The 14,122-nt window shown below is 72.8% G+C and carries 14 protein-coding genes; 5 read left to right on the top strand and 9 right to left on the bottom strand.

Annotated elements, in window-relative coordinates:
- Positions 1-156: 156 nt before the first annotated feature.
- The 3 genes from ACR68M_RS32905 to ACR68M_RS32895 all read right to left on the bottom strand — a co-directional run bounded on the left by ACR68M_RS32905 (position 157) and on the right by ACR68M_RS32895 (position 2,396).
- The gene (locus tag ACR68M_RS32905; protein ID WP_441247804.1) at positions 157-1,077 is read right to left on the bottom strand and encodes a hypothetical protein; all 921 of its coding nucleotides are present in this window, start codon (positions 1,075-1,077) and stop codon (positions 157-159) included.
- The gene (locus ACR68M_RS32900; protein ID WP_441247803.1) at positions 1,074-2,048 is read right to left on the bottom strand and encodes a hypothetical protein; all 975 of its coding nucleotides are present in this window, start codon (positions 2,046-2,048) and stop codon (positions 1,074-1,076) included. Before ACR68M_RS32900 ends, ACR68M_RS32905 begins: the two co-directional genes overlap by 4 nt.
- A gap of 111 nt (positions 2,049-2,159) precedes the next feature.
- Positions 2,160-2,396, bottom strand: a complete 237-nt coding sequence (locus ACR68M_RS32895; protein WP_441247802.1) for a hypothetical protein — start codon at positions 2,394-2,396, stop codon at positions 2,160-2,162.
- Between the two features lie 702 nt (positions 2,397-3,098).
- Here ACR68M_RS32895 and ACR68M_RS32890 point away from each other — a divergent pair.
- Entirely contained in the window at positions 3,099-4,778 is a 1,680-nt protein-coding gene (locus ACR68M_RS32890; RefSeq protein WP_441247801.1) for an alpha-galactosidase D, read from the top strand.
- A 72-nt stretch (positions 4,779-4,850) separates the two neighbouring features.
- Positions 4,851-5,777, top strand: coding sequence for a hypothetical protein (locus ACR68M_RS32885; protein WP_441247800.1), 927 nt, complete (start codon positions 4,851-4,853; stop codon positions 5,775-5,777).
- Positions 5,778-5,804: 27 nt separating this feature from the next.
- On the opposite strand, the gene ACR68M_RS32880 is transcribed toward ACR68M_RS32885, so the two are convergent.
- From ACR68M_RS32880 to ACR68M_RS32865, 4 genes are read right to left on the bottom strand one after another with little or no spacing between them, the layout of a single operon-like run.
- The gene (locus ACR68M_RS32880; RefSeq protein WP_441247799.1) at positions 5,805-6,905 is read right to left on the bottom strand and encodes an AI-2E family transporter; all 1,101 of its coding nucleotides are present in this window, start codon (positions 6,903-6,905) and stop codon (positions 5,805-5,807) included.
- A gap of 53 nt (positions 6,906-6,958) precedes the next feature.
- Positions 6,959-8,068 (bottom strand): winged helix DNA-binding domain-containing protein, encoded by a 1,110-nt coding sequence (locus ACR68M_RS32875; protein WP_441247798.1) that lies wholly within the window; start codon positions 8,066-8,068, stop codon positions 6,959-6,961.
- Positions 8,065-8,793 carry a glycerophosphodiester phosphodiesterase gene (locus ACR68M_RS32870; RefSeq protein ID WP_441247797.1) on the bottom strand — a complete coding sequence of 243 codons (729 nt, stop codon included), beginning with the start codon at positions 8,791-8,793 and terminating at the stop codon, positions 8,065-8,067. The genes ACR68M_RS32875 and ACR68M_RS32870 overlap by 4 nt, the downstream gene beginning before the upstream one ends.
- A gap of 33 nt (positions 8,794-8,826) precedes the next feature.
- Complete coding sequence (locus ACR68M_RS32865; protein ID WP_441247796.1) at positions 8,827-9,243, bottom strand: TOBE domain-containing protein; 417 nt, start codon at positions 9,241-9,243, stop codon at positions 8,827-8,829.
- Positions 9,244-9,455: 212 nt separating this feature from the next.
- Here ACR68M_RS32865 and ACR68M_RS32860 point away from each other — a divergent pair, with 212 nt between their 5' ends.
- Complete coding sequence (locus ACR68M_RS32860) at positions 9,456-9,650, top strand: hypothetical protein (RefSeq protein ID WP_441247795.1); 195 nt, start codon at positions 9,456-9,458, stop codon at positions 9,648-9,650.
- Between the two features lie 42 nt (positions 9,651-9,692).
- Here ACR68M_RS32860 and ACR68M_RS32855 read toward each other — a convergent pair whose 3' ends face one another.
- Positions 9,693-10,883: an ROK family transcriptional regulator gene (locus ACR68M_RS32855; protein WP_441247794.1), complete on the bottom strand. Its 1,191-nt coding sequence runs from the start codon at positions 10,881-10,883 to the stop codon at positions 9,693-9,695.
- Between the two features lie 125 nt (positions 10,884-11,008).
- Here ACR68M_RS32855 and ACR68M_RS32850 point away from each other — a divergent pair, with 125 nt between their 5' ends.
- On the top strand, positions 11,009-12,244 hold the full coding sequence (locus ACR68M_RS32850) for an MFS transporter (RefSeq protein WP_441247793.1): 1,236 nt from the start codon (positions 11,009-11,011) through the stop codon (positions 12,242-12,244).
- A 147-nt stretch (positions 12,245-12,391) separates the two neighbouring features.
- Here ACR68M_RS32850 and ACR68M_RS32845 read toward each other — a convergent pair whose 3' ends face one another.
- Positions 12,392-12,742 (bottom strand): hypothetical protein, encoded by a 351-nt coding sequence (locus ACR68M_RS32845; RefSeq protein WP_441247792.1) that lies wholly within the window; start codon positions 12,740-12,742, stop codon positions 12,392-12,394.
- Positions 12,743-13,143: 401 nt separating this feature from the next.
- Between ACR68M_RS32845 and ACR68M_RS32840 the strand changes: the two genes are divergently transcribed.
- Positions 13,144-14,076 carry a deoxyribonuclease IV gene (locus tag ACR68M_RS32840; RefSeq protein WP_441247791.1) on the top strand — a complete coding sequence of 311 codons (933 nt, stop codon included), beginning with the start codon at positions 13,144-13,146 and terminating at the stop codon, positions 14,074-14,076.
- The last annotated feature ends 46 nt before the right edge of the window (positions 14,077-14,122 follow it).

The following is a 14,122-nucleotide window of genomic DNA, read 5'->3' as shown; positions in this document are numbered from 1 at the left end:
GCGTGGGCACCGGCGTGGGCACCGTCTCTGCGGCCGGCGTTGCCGGGGCCTGCGCGATGTCGCCGCCCACCATGCCCGTCCTCGACCGCGAGGCCCCCGGGGCCCCGGACCGGCCGTACGCACCCCCGACCGGTACCTGGACCACGTCCGGGCCACCTACTGCTGGACCCAGCGCCCCTCGGCCCCCAGCTGGTACCGCTCGACCGGACCGGCCGGGGCAGCGCTCGGCGCCACCTCGATGAGACCACCGGAAGCTGCCGAGCGGCCCGGTGGGCGGAGCGACAGGCAACGATCCGAGGCGCTGAAGGTCTGCGCGACGACCGAGCTGACGTTGACGGTCGAGGGGCTGTCCACCACGACGTTCTTGATGAGCTTTCCGGTGCCGTCCACGCCCAGCACACCCACGGTGCGGGTCATCGCGTTCAGCACGCCGAACTGCAGCTCGTCGTTCGACTTCACGGTGAACCTCACCGCAGTGGTCTCGGTGCTGGTCCGCTTCCACTCGTGCGAGAAACTGGCCCGGAACGCCAGGGCGAAGGTCGCCTTGGCGCTGAGCTTCAGCTGGGCGGCCCCCGTCACCGCGCCGGCGACGGTCACGGAACCGCCGTTGGCGATGGACGTGTTGGGGCCCTTGTCGCTCGGCGCGGTGATGTCGGTGTGGGTGCCGGTGGTCGTGTTGCTGATCCCGGCACTCCCGGAGACGTCCGTGGTGTTGTCGATCGTGCCCTCCAGCGTGGCGCTGCCGGAGATCTCCCCCGCGATGTTGTCGGTGGTGCTCGACTCCAGTGCCACCGTGCGCTCGATCGTGATCGGCTTGTTGGTGCAGTTGACCGCCGCGTTGCCGAGCGAGACCACTGCGGTGGTGAACTCCCGGGACAGGCCGGGCAGCACGCGGAAGCTGCACCCGTACTCCTGCCCGCAGCCTCGCGCGAGCGCGGGGGCGTCGGCGAGCGGGGCGTCCCCGTCGAAGGCCTGCGCGGCCACCGGGTTCACCGATCCGTCCTCGGCCAGGGCGGGCCCGGTGGACAGCAGCAGGGCGACGGCCACGGCGGCGGGCAGCACCGCCCGGCGCTTCACTTCCGCTCCCAGGTGCCCAGCGCGGTGCGGACGTACACCGCGTCCGGCGCCCGGCCGGAGCGCTCCGGCGCGAGCTCGATCAGCCCGCCGCCGAGTGAGCCGCCCAGCGAGCGGCCCGGTGGGCGCAGCGAGAGGCACTTGTCCCGGGCGGCGAAGGTCTGCGCGACGATCGAGCTGGCCGTGACCGAGGAGGGGCTGTCCACCGTCACGTTCTTGATCAGCTTGCCGGTGTCGTTCACCTTCAGCTCGCCGGCGGCGCGCGACATCGCGTTCACCAGGCCGAACTGGATCTCGTCACCGGAGCTCACGGTGAAGGTCACCTTGGTCGACTCGGTGCTCTGCGCCTGCCAGGTGCGGGCGAAGGACGCCTTGAAGGCCAGCTCGAAGGTGGCCTTGACCCCGAGGTGCAGCGCGTTCGAGCCCGCGACCGTCACCGGGGCCGTAAAGGCGTTCGACACCAGGTCCTCGGTGGTCGGGCCCTTGTCCTTGTTCGGCCCGTACTGGGTCACGCTGTTGGTCATGCCCGGCGTCAGGGTGCCCGTGGCCGAGGCGGTCACCGTGGTGTCCACCCCGCCCTCCAGCGCCGCGCGCCCGGAGATCTCGCCACCGATGTTGTCGGTACTGCTGGTCACGAAGGTGACAGTGCGATCGATCTCCATCTCCCCGTCCGTGCAGTTGATCGCCGCGTTGCCCACCGAGAGCACCCCGCTGCTGAACTCCCGTGGCGCCCGGTCGTACATCCGGAAGCCGCAGGCCGCAGCCTTGGCGCACTGGCTGGTGACCTCCCGGATCGAGGCCAGCGGCTGCTCCCCGTCGAGAGCCTGAGCAACCGGCGGGCGCGGCATCGAGGTGTCCTCGGCCGCGCTGCCCAGGGTGGCGAGCGGGCCCAGCAGGGCTATCACGGCCCCGGGGGCCAGCAGGGCGTACCGGGCGGTGCGCCGCCATCGCGGCGGGCAGGGGTGAACGACCACGGGTGCTCTCCTCGTGCGTCAGGTGCGGTGTTCTCCCATCCTCAGCGAACGACGCATCGCGGGCGAACCGTCGTCTCCTGACAGTGCGCCATTCGGCGAGCGCCGCCTTGCCTACGGACCGGGCAGCTCCCACGCTTGGCCCATACCCCGGGACGAACACGCAGCGCCCACCATCAGCCCCACAGCACGGGAGCGCGACCTCCCCGTCACCACCCCGTACTTCGAGATGCCGTCGTACAGCTCGATGACCTCCTGGTAGAGGTCCTGCTCCCGGTCCGTGGTCAGCTCACCTCGGCCCCACGCCTCGAGGTCGCGGGTGCAGTCGTCCCGGCTCCGGGAATCGAGCACACACGCGAGCCTGCCAATGCGCTCGAGGCGAGCACGCAGGGACTTTCGAAGGACCGTCGTCTCCCACACGGTCACTCCGAGAGTGCGCCGGCACTCCCCGCATTGCGCAGAGGTCGACCTCGGGGCGGTGGCCATTGGTACAGCCTTCTTCTCCCGGCTTCGCACCACCGGAGTCTTGAGTTCGCGGTCATGGGCACGGCACAGTCGTGCGAGTCGGTGTCGAGGATCAGGCCGAGGCCGGCGCGGGTGTCGTTCAACGCCTGGGCAATGCGGGGGTCGTGGACCGGCTGGCCCGCTCGTTGCGGCGCTACAGGTACCAGTCCTCCGCGGTCGGCCTCACGTACTTCGGTGCGGCGACCACGTCGCGGAGTCCGAGGGCCGGCCCGGCCGCCGGGCACTGACCTGCGACGAGCTCCGGACGGTCTTCGACGCCACCGACGACCTGGTCGAGGTCAGACTCAAGCGCCGCGGGGAGGCGTCCTGGGCGTTCCCGGAGGTGGCGACGGGGTCTCGGGGCGGCTGTTTCTGACCAAAGCCTTGACACAGGGGTGGACGGAGCCGTTCGATGTCACTCGCCGTGTTCGATATCGTCGAGTTCTGGCTACTAATGTTTGTTTTTGGTACCTGCTGGTGCCTCACTTCCTGTTCGCCATAAGAGGTCCGGGAGGTTCGGTGGGCCGGCGTCAGGGATTGGGGAAGCGGATGGCAACAGGGACGAAGCGGTCTTCGCGGCTGCGGCGGGCAGCCGTGGCGGCGGGGGTTCTGGTGGCAGGGGTCGGCGCGGTCCCGACCGCGGTCGCCGCCACTCCGACGCCGCTGCTCCAGGTACCGCCGATGGGTTGGAACGCGTGGAACACCTACGGGTGCGGCGCGACCCAGTCGCTGATCGAGTCGGTGGCGGACAGCCTGGTCGCGAACGGCATGCGGGACGCCGGGTACCGGTACGTCAACGTCGACGACTGCTGGATGACCCGGGACGCGAACGGCAACCTGACCGGCAACTCCCACTACCCCGACCTGAAGGCCCTCGGCGACTACCTGCACGCGCGCGGCCTCAAGTTCGGCATCTACGAGTCGCCGGGGGCCAAGACCTGCGCGGGATACTCCGGTAGCGCCGGGCACGAGGTCAACGACGCCGACACGTTCGCGTCCTGGGGCGTCGACTACCTCAAGTACGACTACTGCGAGAGCGCCTCCTCGCTGTCCGCCCAGGTCACCGACTTCACCAAGATGCGCAGCGCGCTGAAAGCCACCGGCCGACCGATCGTCTTCAGCATCAACCCGAACAGCGGCACCAACACCGGTGCGGGCGTCACTCGGGACTGGGGCGACGTCTCCGACCAGGCGCGCAGCACCGAGGACATCGGGAACCAGTGGTGGGGCCAGAGCTGGCCCAACGGCATCGCCAACATCGTCACCGAGAACGCCACGCTGGCCTGGCGGGCCAAGCCGGGCTCGTTCAACGATGCGGACATGCTGGAGGTCGGCAACGGCGGGCTCAGCACGATCGAGGAGCAGACCCACTTCGCCATGTGGGCGATGATGGCCTCGCCCCTGATCGCGAGCGCCAACCCGGCCAGCGTGAACGCGACCTCACTGGCCCTGCTGAAGAACCCGCGACTCATCGCGATCGACCAGGACACCCTGGGTCTCCAGGCGCGGGTCATCGGCGGGAGCCGGCTGATCAACTCCTCGGGCTCGCTCGTCCTCGCGAAGCCGCTCAGCAACGGGGACGTCGCGCTCGCGCTCTACAACGGGTCGGACAACGCGCAGACCATGAGCACCTCCCTGGCCGCGGTGGGCATCCCCGGCACGGGGACCTGGACCGACCAGTACACGGGCGCCGTCGCGCAGAGCGGCGCCGCCGCCATCACCACCCAGGTCCCGGCCCACGGCACCGCGGTGTACCGGGTCACGGCGCCCAGCGCGCCGGCCTCCTGGTACGCCGCGTTGATCAACCCCAGTGCGGGCGCCCAGAGTTACGAGGCCGAGGACCCCGCCCACTCGGTCGTGGCGGGCCGCTGGACCAACAACTCCGGCGCGGTCTTCGCGGCCTGCTCGGCCTGCTCGGGCAGCGAGAAGGTCAGCTGGGTCGGGGGGACGAACAAGCTCTACCTCAACGGTGTCTACGCCCGGAACGCCGGCACCTACCCGGTCACCGTCCAGTACGTGAACGGGAGCGGCGATCGCTACGCCTCGATCTGGACCAACGGCGGGAACCTGCAGAAGGTCTCGTTCCACGGGAACGGCAACTGGAACTCGACCCAGACGGCGACCGTGGCGCTGACGCTGAACGCGGGCTACAACGTGATCACCTTCGGCAACGAGTACGGCGGTTGGGGCCCCGACATCGACAAGATCTCGGTGCCCGCCACCGGCTGACCGCGGCACGAGGCGGGCACGACTCGCGCCCGACTGGCCGTACCCGTGTGCGAGCCCCTAGGCTCGCCCACCATGCCGATCTTTGGACGACGTCGAAGTGCCGCCCCGCGGCTGGCTCCTGAGCTGGACGATGCCGAGCTGGGCCGGGTGTGCCGTCAGTTGACGGCTCCTCGGGTGCAGGGGCAGCTGGATCTGTCGGCGGGGCTGGTCGAGCAGGTGCTGAAGGGGGCGGGGCAGGACTGGGACCGCCGTACGCACCGGTTCGGGGTGTTGGCGGGGGCGGGCTCGGTCGCGCTGGCGAAGGTGTGGCGCAGGCAGCGCCCGCAGGATGCGGACGCGCTGCTCTTCCACGCCTGGACCGAGCTGGCCCACGGCATACCCGACGGCCCGGCCGGGACGGTCGAGAAGCTGCGCCGGGCGGCCGACCTGCTGCCGGGCGACCCGCTGCCGTGGCTGGGCCTGCTCCGGCTGGGGCGGCTGCTCGCGCTGCCGGAGCGGGAGATCTACCCGCTCTGCCGGGAGATCGGCGCCCGGGACGCCTGGAACCGGACTGCGCACCTGGAGCTGCTCGGCTACCTCTCACCCGAGGAGTGCGGGTCACACGCGCAGGTGCTGGAGTTCGTCGAGTCGGTCCGCGTCTCGGCCCCGGCCGACTCCCCGGTCGCCGGGCTGGAGCTGACCATGCTGGTCGAGCGCTACCGTGCGGCGGTGGCCGCCGGCGGCGTGACCGCGATCGGTGCCCGGCACCGCTGGACCCGCCCCGATGCCGAATCCGCCCTGGCCCGCGCCGTCGCCGACTGGCCCCGGCCCGGGTACCTCACCCACTCCGCCGCCGTCGCCGACCTCAATCTCCTCGCCTACGCCCTCGTCCAGGCCAACCGCGCTCCCGAGGCCGCCGAGGCGTTCGCCGCCATCGGCACCACCGTCACCACCTGGCCCTGGACCCTCCAGGGCGACCCGCTCCAGGAGTTCGGCTACTGGCGCGACCAGGCACTCTGACCACTCACCTGCGCTGGCCGGCACCACTCACCCACGCCGGCCGGTGCCGGCTGCCCGCAGGACGGAGACCACCCCGAGCCCTGCCGCGCAGACCGGTACGGCCAGCAACGCACCGAGGATGCCCGCGATCCCGGCACCTGCGACGACGGCGAACATGATGGTGGCGGGGTGGAGTTCGACGGTGCGGCTCTGGATGACGGGCTGGAGGATGTTGCCCTCGACGGCCTGGACGGCGAGCACCACGCCGAGGGTCCAGAGGGCGGTGCTGAGCCCGCCGTCGGCGAGCGCGACCAGGACGGCGACCGTGCCCGACAGGAAGGCGCCGATGAAGGGGATGAACGCACCGAGGAAGACCAGCGCCCCCAGCCCCGCCGCGCCCGGCACCCCGAGGACGACCAGCCCGACGGTGATGAAGGTCGCGTCGATCAGCGCGATCAGCGTGGTGCCGCGCATGAAGCCCGCCATCGCGGTGAACGCCTGTTGCCCGCAGGCGACGACCGTCTCGCCGTGCCCGCCGGGGACCACCGAGCGGACGAGGTCGCCGGTGCGGTTGCCGTCCCGCAGGAAGAAGAAGACCAGGGCGAGCGCGAGCACCCCGCCCGTGACCAGCTGGGTGATGATGCCGAGCCCGGAGAGCACACCGCTGGCGAGCGAACCGACCAGCGAGCCCACGGCGGAACCGCCGGAGCCCGCCGTGTCGGAGAGGGCGTGCTGGATCTTGGCACCCGCCGGGCCGAGCCAGTCGCTGAGCTGCTGACCGGCCTGCTGCAGCGACGCGGCGATCTGCGGGGCGCTGTGCACGAGCGAGTTGGTGAGCACGGCGAGCACCCCGCAGACCACGGCGACCAGCACCACGCAGGTCAGCCCGGCAGCCAGCCCGCGCTTCAGGCCGCGCCGGACGAGCCAGGGCATCACGGGGTGCAGCAGGGCGGTGCCGAGCAGGGCCAGGACCATCGGGATGGTCGCGGCGCGCAGCGCGACGAAGGCGTAGACGACGAGCGTGGCGACGCCGATGAAGAGGATCACCGCCGCCGACCAGGCGGCGGCGGCCCGGACGGACGGTGGCAGCATCAGGTGCGGTGGCCTGCGGTCCTCGGGAGCGGCCGGCTCCGTGGGCTCCACCGACATGCCGCCTCCCGCCGCGACCGGATCACTCCTGACTGATCATTATCACCATAAATCTAACGATCTGTCCGTTCTGCACGGAAGGTGACCCCGAGGAAGCGCGCCAGCCGCTCCCCCTCCTCCGCGATCTCCTCCTCGATCCCGCCCACCACCGCCCGGTCCCCCGTCCCGGCGAACCGACGTACCGTCAGCACGCCGCCGTCCGCCGTCGCCGAGGTCCGCCACACCCCCGCCACCAGCCCGTCGACCAGCAGCGTGCCCGGCACCAGCCCGTTGGGCGTCATGACCTCGTGGCGGTACTCCTCCGGCAGTACGCGCGAGCGGTCGGCGTAGGAGAGCAGCAGGTTGTCGAACGGCGCGAGCAGCCGTACGGGCGCCGGGGTGTCGCCACCGGGGCGCGGGGCGTCGGGCAGGTCGTAGAGGGTGCGGCCCTGCTCGTCGCGGAAGACTGCCAGCTCCGGCGCCAGCCGGGCGAGCACCTTGCCGAGGCCGGTCAGACCGCACCACTTCTGCACGTCGGCCGCACTGGCCGGCCCGAACGCGCCGAGGTAGCGCAGCACCAGGTCGTCCAGGGAGGGCGCGGCCTCGGGCTCGCGGCCGAGCCAGTGTTCGGCGGTGGTGTGGGCGGCGGGGCCGCTGCGCCCCCAGAGCCCGCGCGGCGGCACCTGCACCAGCGTCAGCACGGCCCGGACGGCCTGCGCCAGGGAGGCAGGGTCGTGCTCGGGCCAGTGCGGGCCGAGCCGCTCACCGAGCTGCTGGAAGGTCATCGGCTGCCGCTCGACCAGCTCCCGCCCGCGCGCCGCGACCTCGGCCACGTCCAGGCCCGCCAGCTGCCTGCCGTACGAGCCGCGCAGGCCCCGGTCCAGCACGGGCTGGAGCAGCGGGCGCAGGGCCAGGCAGTCGGCGGCCGTCACGAGGTGGATCGTGCCGCGCTGGAGTGCGACCCGGACGACCCGGCGCTGCTCCAGCAGCTCCGTCAGCTGCTCGGGGCGGAAGTCGGCCAGCCGCGACCAGAGCCCGAGGTAGGGCGGTTCGGGGGCAGCCTGGGCCTGGAGGCCGACCAGTCGGCCGATCATCTCGTCCGCCGGGCCGGCGCCGCGTACGAGCAGCTGCTGGCGGGCCAGCACCGCCCGGCCGAGCTCACGGCGGGTCAGGACAGCCGTCACGGCCTGGCGTCCACGGTCTTCCGCAGCAGGGAGATGCGGTTGCTGGTGAGGGAGTCGACCCCGGCGGCGAGCATCCTGGCCATGGTGCGGCGGCGGTCGACCGTCCAGGTGCTGACGGCGAGTCCGGACTCGTGCGCGGCGGCCGTGTACGCGGCGTCGACCAGCCCGAACGGCGGGTTGACGAAGCGTGGCCGCAGGTCGTCGAGCAGGGCCCGGCCGGGCAGCTGCGGCAGCTTCCAGGTCAGCGACAGCTCGGCCTCGGGTGCCAGCGCACGGACGGCGAGCATGGCGCCGACCGGGCCGCAGAAGGCGACCAGGTGCTCGGCGCCGAGGCCGGTGACGGCCTGCCAGGTGGCGGCGGCCGGGCCGGGCGTGTCGAGGTCGATCAGCAGCCTGGCGGCCGGGCCGACGGGGCGTTCGGCGACGGCCTTGAGCGCCTCGGCGAGGGTCGGCACCCGTACTCCCGGGCTGCCGACGGCGCTCAGCTGCTCGACGGTGAGGGCGCCGACCGGGCGCGGGTCGCGCCAGAGCCGGTTCAGCGTCAGGTCGTGCAGCAGCACGGGCACGCCGTCCCGGGTCAGCTGGACGTCGACCTCGACGGCGTCGGCCCCGGCCGCGAGCGCGGACTCGACCGAGGCCAGGGTGTTCTCCCGGTACCGGTACGGGTCACCACGGTGGGCGACCGCGAGCACGGGCCGGAGCAGGGCGGGGCTGGACACGGACATCCTCACATTTCGTTTCGGCGACGCTTCGGTGCGTCAGCTCCGCTCGATCACCACGTTGGTCGACTTGATCACGGCCGTCGCCGGAGCACCGGGGACGAGACCGAGCTCCTCCGCCGAGTCCCGGCTGATCAGCGAGACCACCCGGAACGGCCCGGCCTGGATCTCGACCTGCGCGGCGACGTCGCCGAGCACCACGTCGGTGACGATGCCGGGGAAGCGGTTGCGGGCGGAGGACGGGCGGCCCTCGGCCTCGGCGTTCTCGGGCCTGGCCAGCTCCCGGGCGAAGGCGGCCAGCTTGGCGCCCGCGATGATCCGGTGACCGTGCTCGTCGCGCTCGGCGGCGAGCCGCCCGGCGTCGACCCAGCGGCGCATGGTGTCGGCACTCACGCCGAGCATCGCCGCCGCCTCCCCGATGCGGTAACGGTTGACCGACCGGTCGGGCTGGCCCATGGGACGCTCCTGGCGGGTTGGCTCCTGATGTTGTCGCGGCCATCCTGCCGTACGGCGGGGCGCCGGGGCGAAGCGGACCGGCCGGGCTGACGCGAACTCAGAAAATCGTTCGACTGAATCGGGCGGAACCGGGCATGCTCGGGCGAGTCGGTACGATTCATGCCGAGTACCCGCACGTACCCCCACCTTCCGGTTGAGCAAGGAGCAGTCAGATGGCCCACGGGGCAGAGTCCGTCCCGTTCGCGTTCGTCGCCGAGGCGGAGCGCTACCAGAGCAACGTCACCCCGCCGGAGCGGCCGGTCTCGGTCAGAGGCGTCTGCACCGGCCTGCTGATCACCGCCCTGCTGGCCGCGGGCCTGGCCACCGCTGTCGTCCTCGGCACCCCGGCGCTCAGCTCGGCGGCGTAGGCCGGTCAACGCGGGTCGGCAAGGTCGGAGCGGCCCAGCAGGTCAGAGCGGATCGCCGAAGAGCTCCCGCCGCACCGCGTCCCCGGCCGTCAGCACCGCACCCGCCAGCACCGCGCCGCCCCCGGCCGTACCGGCCCGGACCTCGGTGCGCAGCGGTGAGAGGGGCGCCAGCCGCCGGGCCACCAGCCCGGCCAGCACCTCGCCGCCGGCCCGGCCGATCTCGCCGCCGAGCACCAGGCAGCCGGGGTCGATGACGACGCAGACGGCGGCCGCGCCGATCGCGATCCGCCCGGCGAGATCGTCCAGGAAGGCCAGCCCTGCGGGCCCGGCGGCCAGGGCCTCCCGGACGACGGCCTTGGCCGCCGGCGCGGGGCCGGGCTCGGGCGCCGGGTCGGGGAGTCCGTGGTGGCGGGCGAGTGCGCAGATCGCCTCGCTGCCGACCAGGGAGTGGAAGCCGCCGTCGTAGCTGCTGGAGCTGGGCATGTCGCCGGTGCCGGGCACGGGTAGGAAGCAGATCTCGCCGACGCCGCCGGAGACCCCCCGGCGGAGTCGGCCGTCCAGCACCAGGGCGGCGCCGACGCTGTGGCTGAGCCACATCAGTACGAAGGTGTCCTGGTCGCGGGCGGCGCCGAGGCGGTGCTCGGCGATGCCGGCGAGGTTGACCTCGTTCTCCAGGATGACGTCGGTGCCGGGGGTGGCCCGCAGGGCGGCGAGCAGGTCGGCGTGCCAGTGCGGCAGGCCGTCGGAGCTCTGCCGTTCGCCGGTGCGCGGGTCGACCATGCCGGGGGCGCCGACGGCGACGGTGTGCAGCTGCTCGGCCCCGGCGGCTCGGGCGGTGGCGTGCAGGGCCTGCACCGTACGGTCGACGAGGCCCTCCTCGCCGGGTTCGGCGACCAGTTCGGCGGCGGCCAGCGTACGGCCCGTCAGGTCGGCGATGACGATGCTGACGCCGGTGGAGCGGACGTCGATGCCGGCCAGGTGCGCACGGTCGGCGACGAGGGCGTAGAGCTTGGCGTTCGGGCCACGGCGCTGTTCGCCGCTCTCCCCCGCGATCCGGACCAGGCCGCCCCGCTGGAGGCGTTCCAGTAGGTCGGCGACGGTCGGGCGGGAGAGGCCCGTCAGGTCGCGCAGCTCGGGCGCAGTGAGGGGCCCACGGCTGAGCAGCAGGTCGAGCGCCAGGCGGTCGTTGATGGCGCGGGCGGTGCTCGGGGTGGCCGGGCGCGCGGTGGTCATGGTGGGGCGTCCTCCTGGGCTTCTCCTGCCGGAGTGTATCGGTGCTGTATCTATCAGGGTTCCTTCCTGATAATTTATTGCCACGACATACCGGTGACACACTGCCCAGGAGGGGACGCCACCGCATGCCCACATCCACCGCATCCAACGCCTCCGCCGCCGATCGGCACCGGCCCGTCCGCAGGGCGCGGATCGCCGTCTCGCTGGTCTTCGCCGTGCACGGCTCGGTGACCGGTACGTTCGTCACCCGCATCCCCTGGCTCCAGCACCACCTCCAGCTGAGCCCGGCCCAGCTCGGCCTGGCGCTGCTCTGCCCGGCCGTCGGCGCCTCCCTCGCGATGCCGCTGGCCAGCAGGGTCGTCCACCGATATGGGGGACGGCTCGCCGTCCGGGGGCTGCTCACCCTCTGGTGCCTCTCGCTGGCCCTGCCCGCGCTCGCCAGCAACCTCGGCGTCCTGATCCTCGCGCTGCTGGTCTACGGCGCGACGGCCGGGATGGCCGACGTCGCGATGAACGCCCAGGGCGTGGACGTCGAGCAGCGGCTCGGCCGCTCGATCATGTCCGGGCTGCACGGAATGTGGAGCGTCGGCGTACTGGCCGCCTCGGGCTTCGGCGTGCTCGCCGCGCAGCAGCAGTTCGACCCCCGGATCCAACTCCCGCTCACCGCGCTCGTCCTGGCCCTGCTCGCGCAGACCGTCTGCGGCGGCCTGCTGGAGCTCTGTCCGGCGGAGGCCCGGGAGGCGGCCCCGCCGCGCTTCGCCCTGCCGCCGCGCTCGGCGCTCGCGCTCGGGCTGGTGGGCTTCTGCGGGGTCTTCGCCGAGGGGGCCAGCCTCGACTGGAGCGGCGTCTACCTGCGCGACATCACCGGCGCCTCGGCCGGCACGGCCGCCGCCAGCTCCACCGTGTTCGCCGCCACCATGACCATCGCCCGGCTCACCGGCGACCTGGTGATCCGCCGCTTCGGGCCCGTCGCGACCGTCCGGGCGGGCGGCGGCGTCGCCACCCTCGGCTGCGCCCTGGTCGTCCTCGCCCGCACCCCCTACCTGGCCATCCCCGGCTTCGCCCTGATCGGGATCGGCATCGCGACGGTCGTGCCGGTCGCCTTCGCCGCTGCGGGCCACAGCGGCTCCAACCCCAGCCAGGCCATCGCGGGCGTCGCGACCATCACGTACATCTCCGGCCTGGTCGCCCCCGCCGCGATCGGCGCCATCGCCCAGGCCACCTCGCTCTCGGTCTCGTTCGCCGTCGCCGGTGTCCTCGCCGCTTTCCTCGTTCCCACCGCCGTCGCCCTCCGCCGCAAGTCTTCTCCCACCCCGGCCGCCGACTTCGCGCCGCTGCTGACCCGGGACTTCCCCCGCTGACACCCCGCCGCCCGGCGGCAGACCGCCCGCCGTCCGCAACTCCCTCAGCCCGGACCCGTGCGGCTCGGGGCGTTACGCCGGAACGGCGCGGGCCCCGGGCCTGCCCGAAGGCTGGTCCGGGGCCGTGTCACCCTGGGGCAGGTGCGGTCAGCTGCCGTCCTCTATCCACCAGCTCTGCATGGCGTACGGGTAGCAGTCGATGCCGAAGCGCCAGTAGCCGACGCCCACCCAGGACCCGGGGTGGACGTTGCCGTCTCCACAGGCCGCCATGGCACGGGAGTGACCGCTGGTCACGCGGCAGTTGGCCCACCAGCTGAAGCTGTTGGAGCCGAAGCCGTCACAGCTGGCCACGTGCGGGGTGACGACCTGGGCGGTGGCCGTCCGCACCGCCGGTGTCACGGCGCCGGCCGGGCCTGCGGTGGCGACGCCGCCGGCCACGGCGAGGCCGATCGCGGCCAGTGAGACGGCCATGCGGCTGGTCCTACCGATGATGCTCATGTGCTTCCTTCCGTCGGATGTCCCGTGGGATGTCCGGGATGTCCCGTGGGATGTTTCGCAGGCGGAGCAAGCATGTGACGGGGCTTCACTGGAGGCAATGACTCCGTTACGCAGAGAAACGATCCGGCCATAGCATTGTCATGCCTCAATCCATCAGGACACGAACCAGCCGGACGCCCCAGCTCCGCCATGAACCGTGAGGTCTACACCACTGGACGTCCTCAAACCTCCACTCCGTCGCCGCCCCGCACGCCCACCGCGCCCTTCGCCGCACGACCGCCCCGACCTGCGCAGCTGGACACCGTCGACGCCCACGAACTAAGGCCGGATCGGCCCCCTCCCCCTGGCCCTCCCTTGCCCTGGCCCTGGCCCGCAGCGCGCCGCATGGCATCCTCGGTGCCATGAATGCCGCAGCTCAGCCCACCTCCCCCGACCTCCGCAACCCCGTCGGCGCGCACGTGCCGGTCGCCGGGCGTGGGCTGGTGGGCACCGGGCTGGCGTACGCCCGGCGGGTCGGGGCGGAGGCGGTGCAGGTCTTCGTCGCCAACCCGCGCGGCTGGGCGACTCCGGAGGGCGACCCGGCCCGGGACGCCGAGTTCCGCGAGGCGTGCGCGGCCGAGGGCATCCCGGCGTACGTCCACGCGCCGTACCTGATCAACTTCGGCTCGGACAGCGACGCGACGCGGGAGCGCTCCGCCGAGTCACTGCGGCACTCGCTGCTGCGGGCGCACCGGATCGGCGCGCTCGGCGTCGTCGTGCACACCGGTTCGGCGGTGGGCCGGGCACCTGACGGGGGCTCCCGGTACGCGGCCGCGATGGCCCAGGTCCGCGAGGACGTCCGGCCGCTGCTGGACGAGTTGGACGCGCTCGGCGACGGCGCGCCCTGGCTGCTGCTGGAGCCGACCGCCGGTCAGGGCAGCTCGCTCTGCTCCCGGATGGAGGACCTCGCCGCCTACGCGGACGCCCTCGACCACCACCCACGGGTCGGCGTCTGCCTCGACACCTGCCATGCCTTCGCCGCCGGTCACGACCTCGCCGAGCCCGGCGGCGCGACGGCCGCCCTCGACCTCCTGACGGCGGCGGTCGGGCCGGGCCGGCTGCGGCTGATCCACGCCAACGACTCGATGGACGTGGTGGGCGCCCGCAAGGACCGGCACGCCAACATCGGCGCCGGTCACATCGGCGCGGCCGCCTTCGCCGAACTCCTCACCCACCCCGAGGCCGCCGGGGTGCCGCTGATCATCGAGACCCCCGACGGCCGCCACGACCCGCACCGCGTCGAGGGCGCCCGGCACGCCGCCGACATCACCCTCCTCAAGAGCCTGCGCCCCTGAGAACCTGAACCCCTGACCGGGCCCCGCCTTCCGCCGCAGGCACGCC

This window comes from Kitasatospora sp. McL0602 (genome assembly GCF_052076145.1).
In the GTDB taxonomy this organism is placed as follows: domain Bacteria; phylum Actinomycetota; class Actinomycetes; order Streptomycetales; family Streptomycetaceae; genus Kitasatospora.
This window is presented reverse-complemented; position numbering and strand designations above follow the sequence as displayed.

Bases quoted from the DNA above. Each gene is read 5' to 3' on its own strand.
- ACR68M_RS32840 (WP_441247791.1), top strand. From the start codon at position 13,144: ATGAATGCCGCAGCTCAGCCCACCTCCCCCGACCTCCGCAACCCCGTC.
- ACR68M_RS32850 (WP_441247793.1), top strand. From the start codon at position 11,009: ATGCCCACATCCACCGCATCCAACGCCTCCGCCGCCGATCGGCACCGG.
- ACR68M_RS32865 (WP_441247796.1), bottom strand. From the start codon at position 9,243: ATGGGCCAGCCCGACCGGTCGGTCAACCGTTACCGCATCGGGGAGGCG.
- ACR68M_RS32870 (WP_441247797.1), bottom strand. From the start codon at position 8,793: ATGTCCGTGTCCAGCCCCGCCCTGCTCCGGCCCGTGCTCGCGGTCGCC.
- ACR68M_RS32855 (WP_441247794.1), bottom strand. From the start codon at position 10,883: ATGACCACCGCGCGCCCGGCCACCCCGAGCACCGCCCGCGCCATCAAC.
- ACR68M_RS32890 (WP_441247801.1), top strand. From the start codon at position 3,099: ATGGCAACAGGGACGAAGCGGTCTTCGCGGCTGCGGCGGGCAGCCGTG.
- ACR68M_RS32845 (WP_441247792.1), bottom strand. From the start codon at position 12,742: ATGAGCATCATCGGTAGGACCAGCCGCATGGCCGTCTCACTGGCCGCG.
- ACR68M_RS32885 (WP_441247800.1), top strand. From the start codon at position 4,851: ATGCCGATCTTTGGACGACGTCGAAGTGCCGCCCCGCGGCTGGCTCCT.
- ACR68M_RS32860 (WP_441247795.1), top strand. From the start codon at position 9,456: ATGGCCCACGGGGCAGAGTCCGTCCCGTTCGCGTTCGTCGCCGAGGCG.
- ACR68M_RS32880 (WP_441247799.1), bottom strand. From the start codon at position 6,905: ATGTCGGTGGAGCCCACGGAGCCGGCCGCTCCCGAGGACCGCAGGCCA.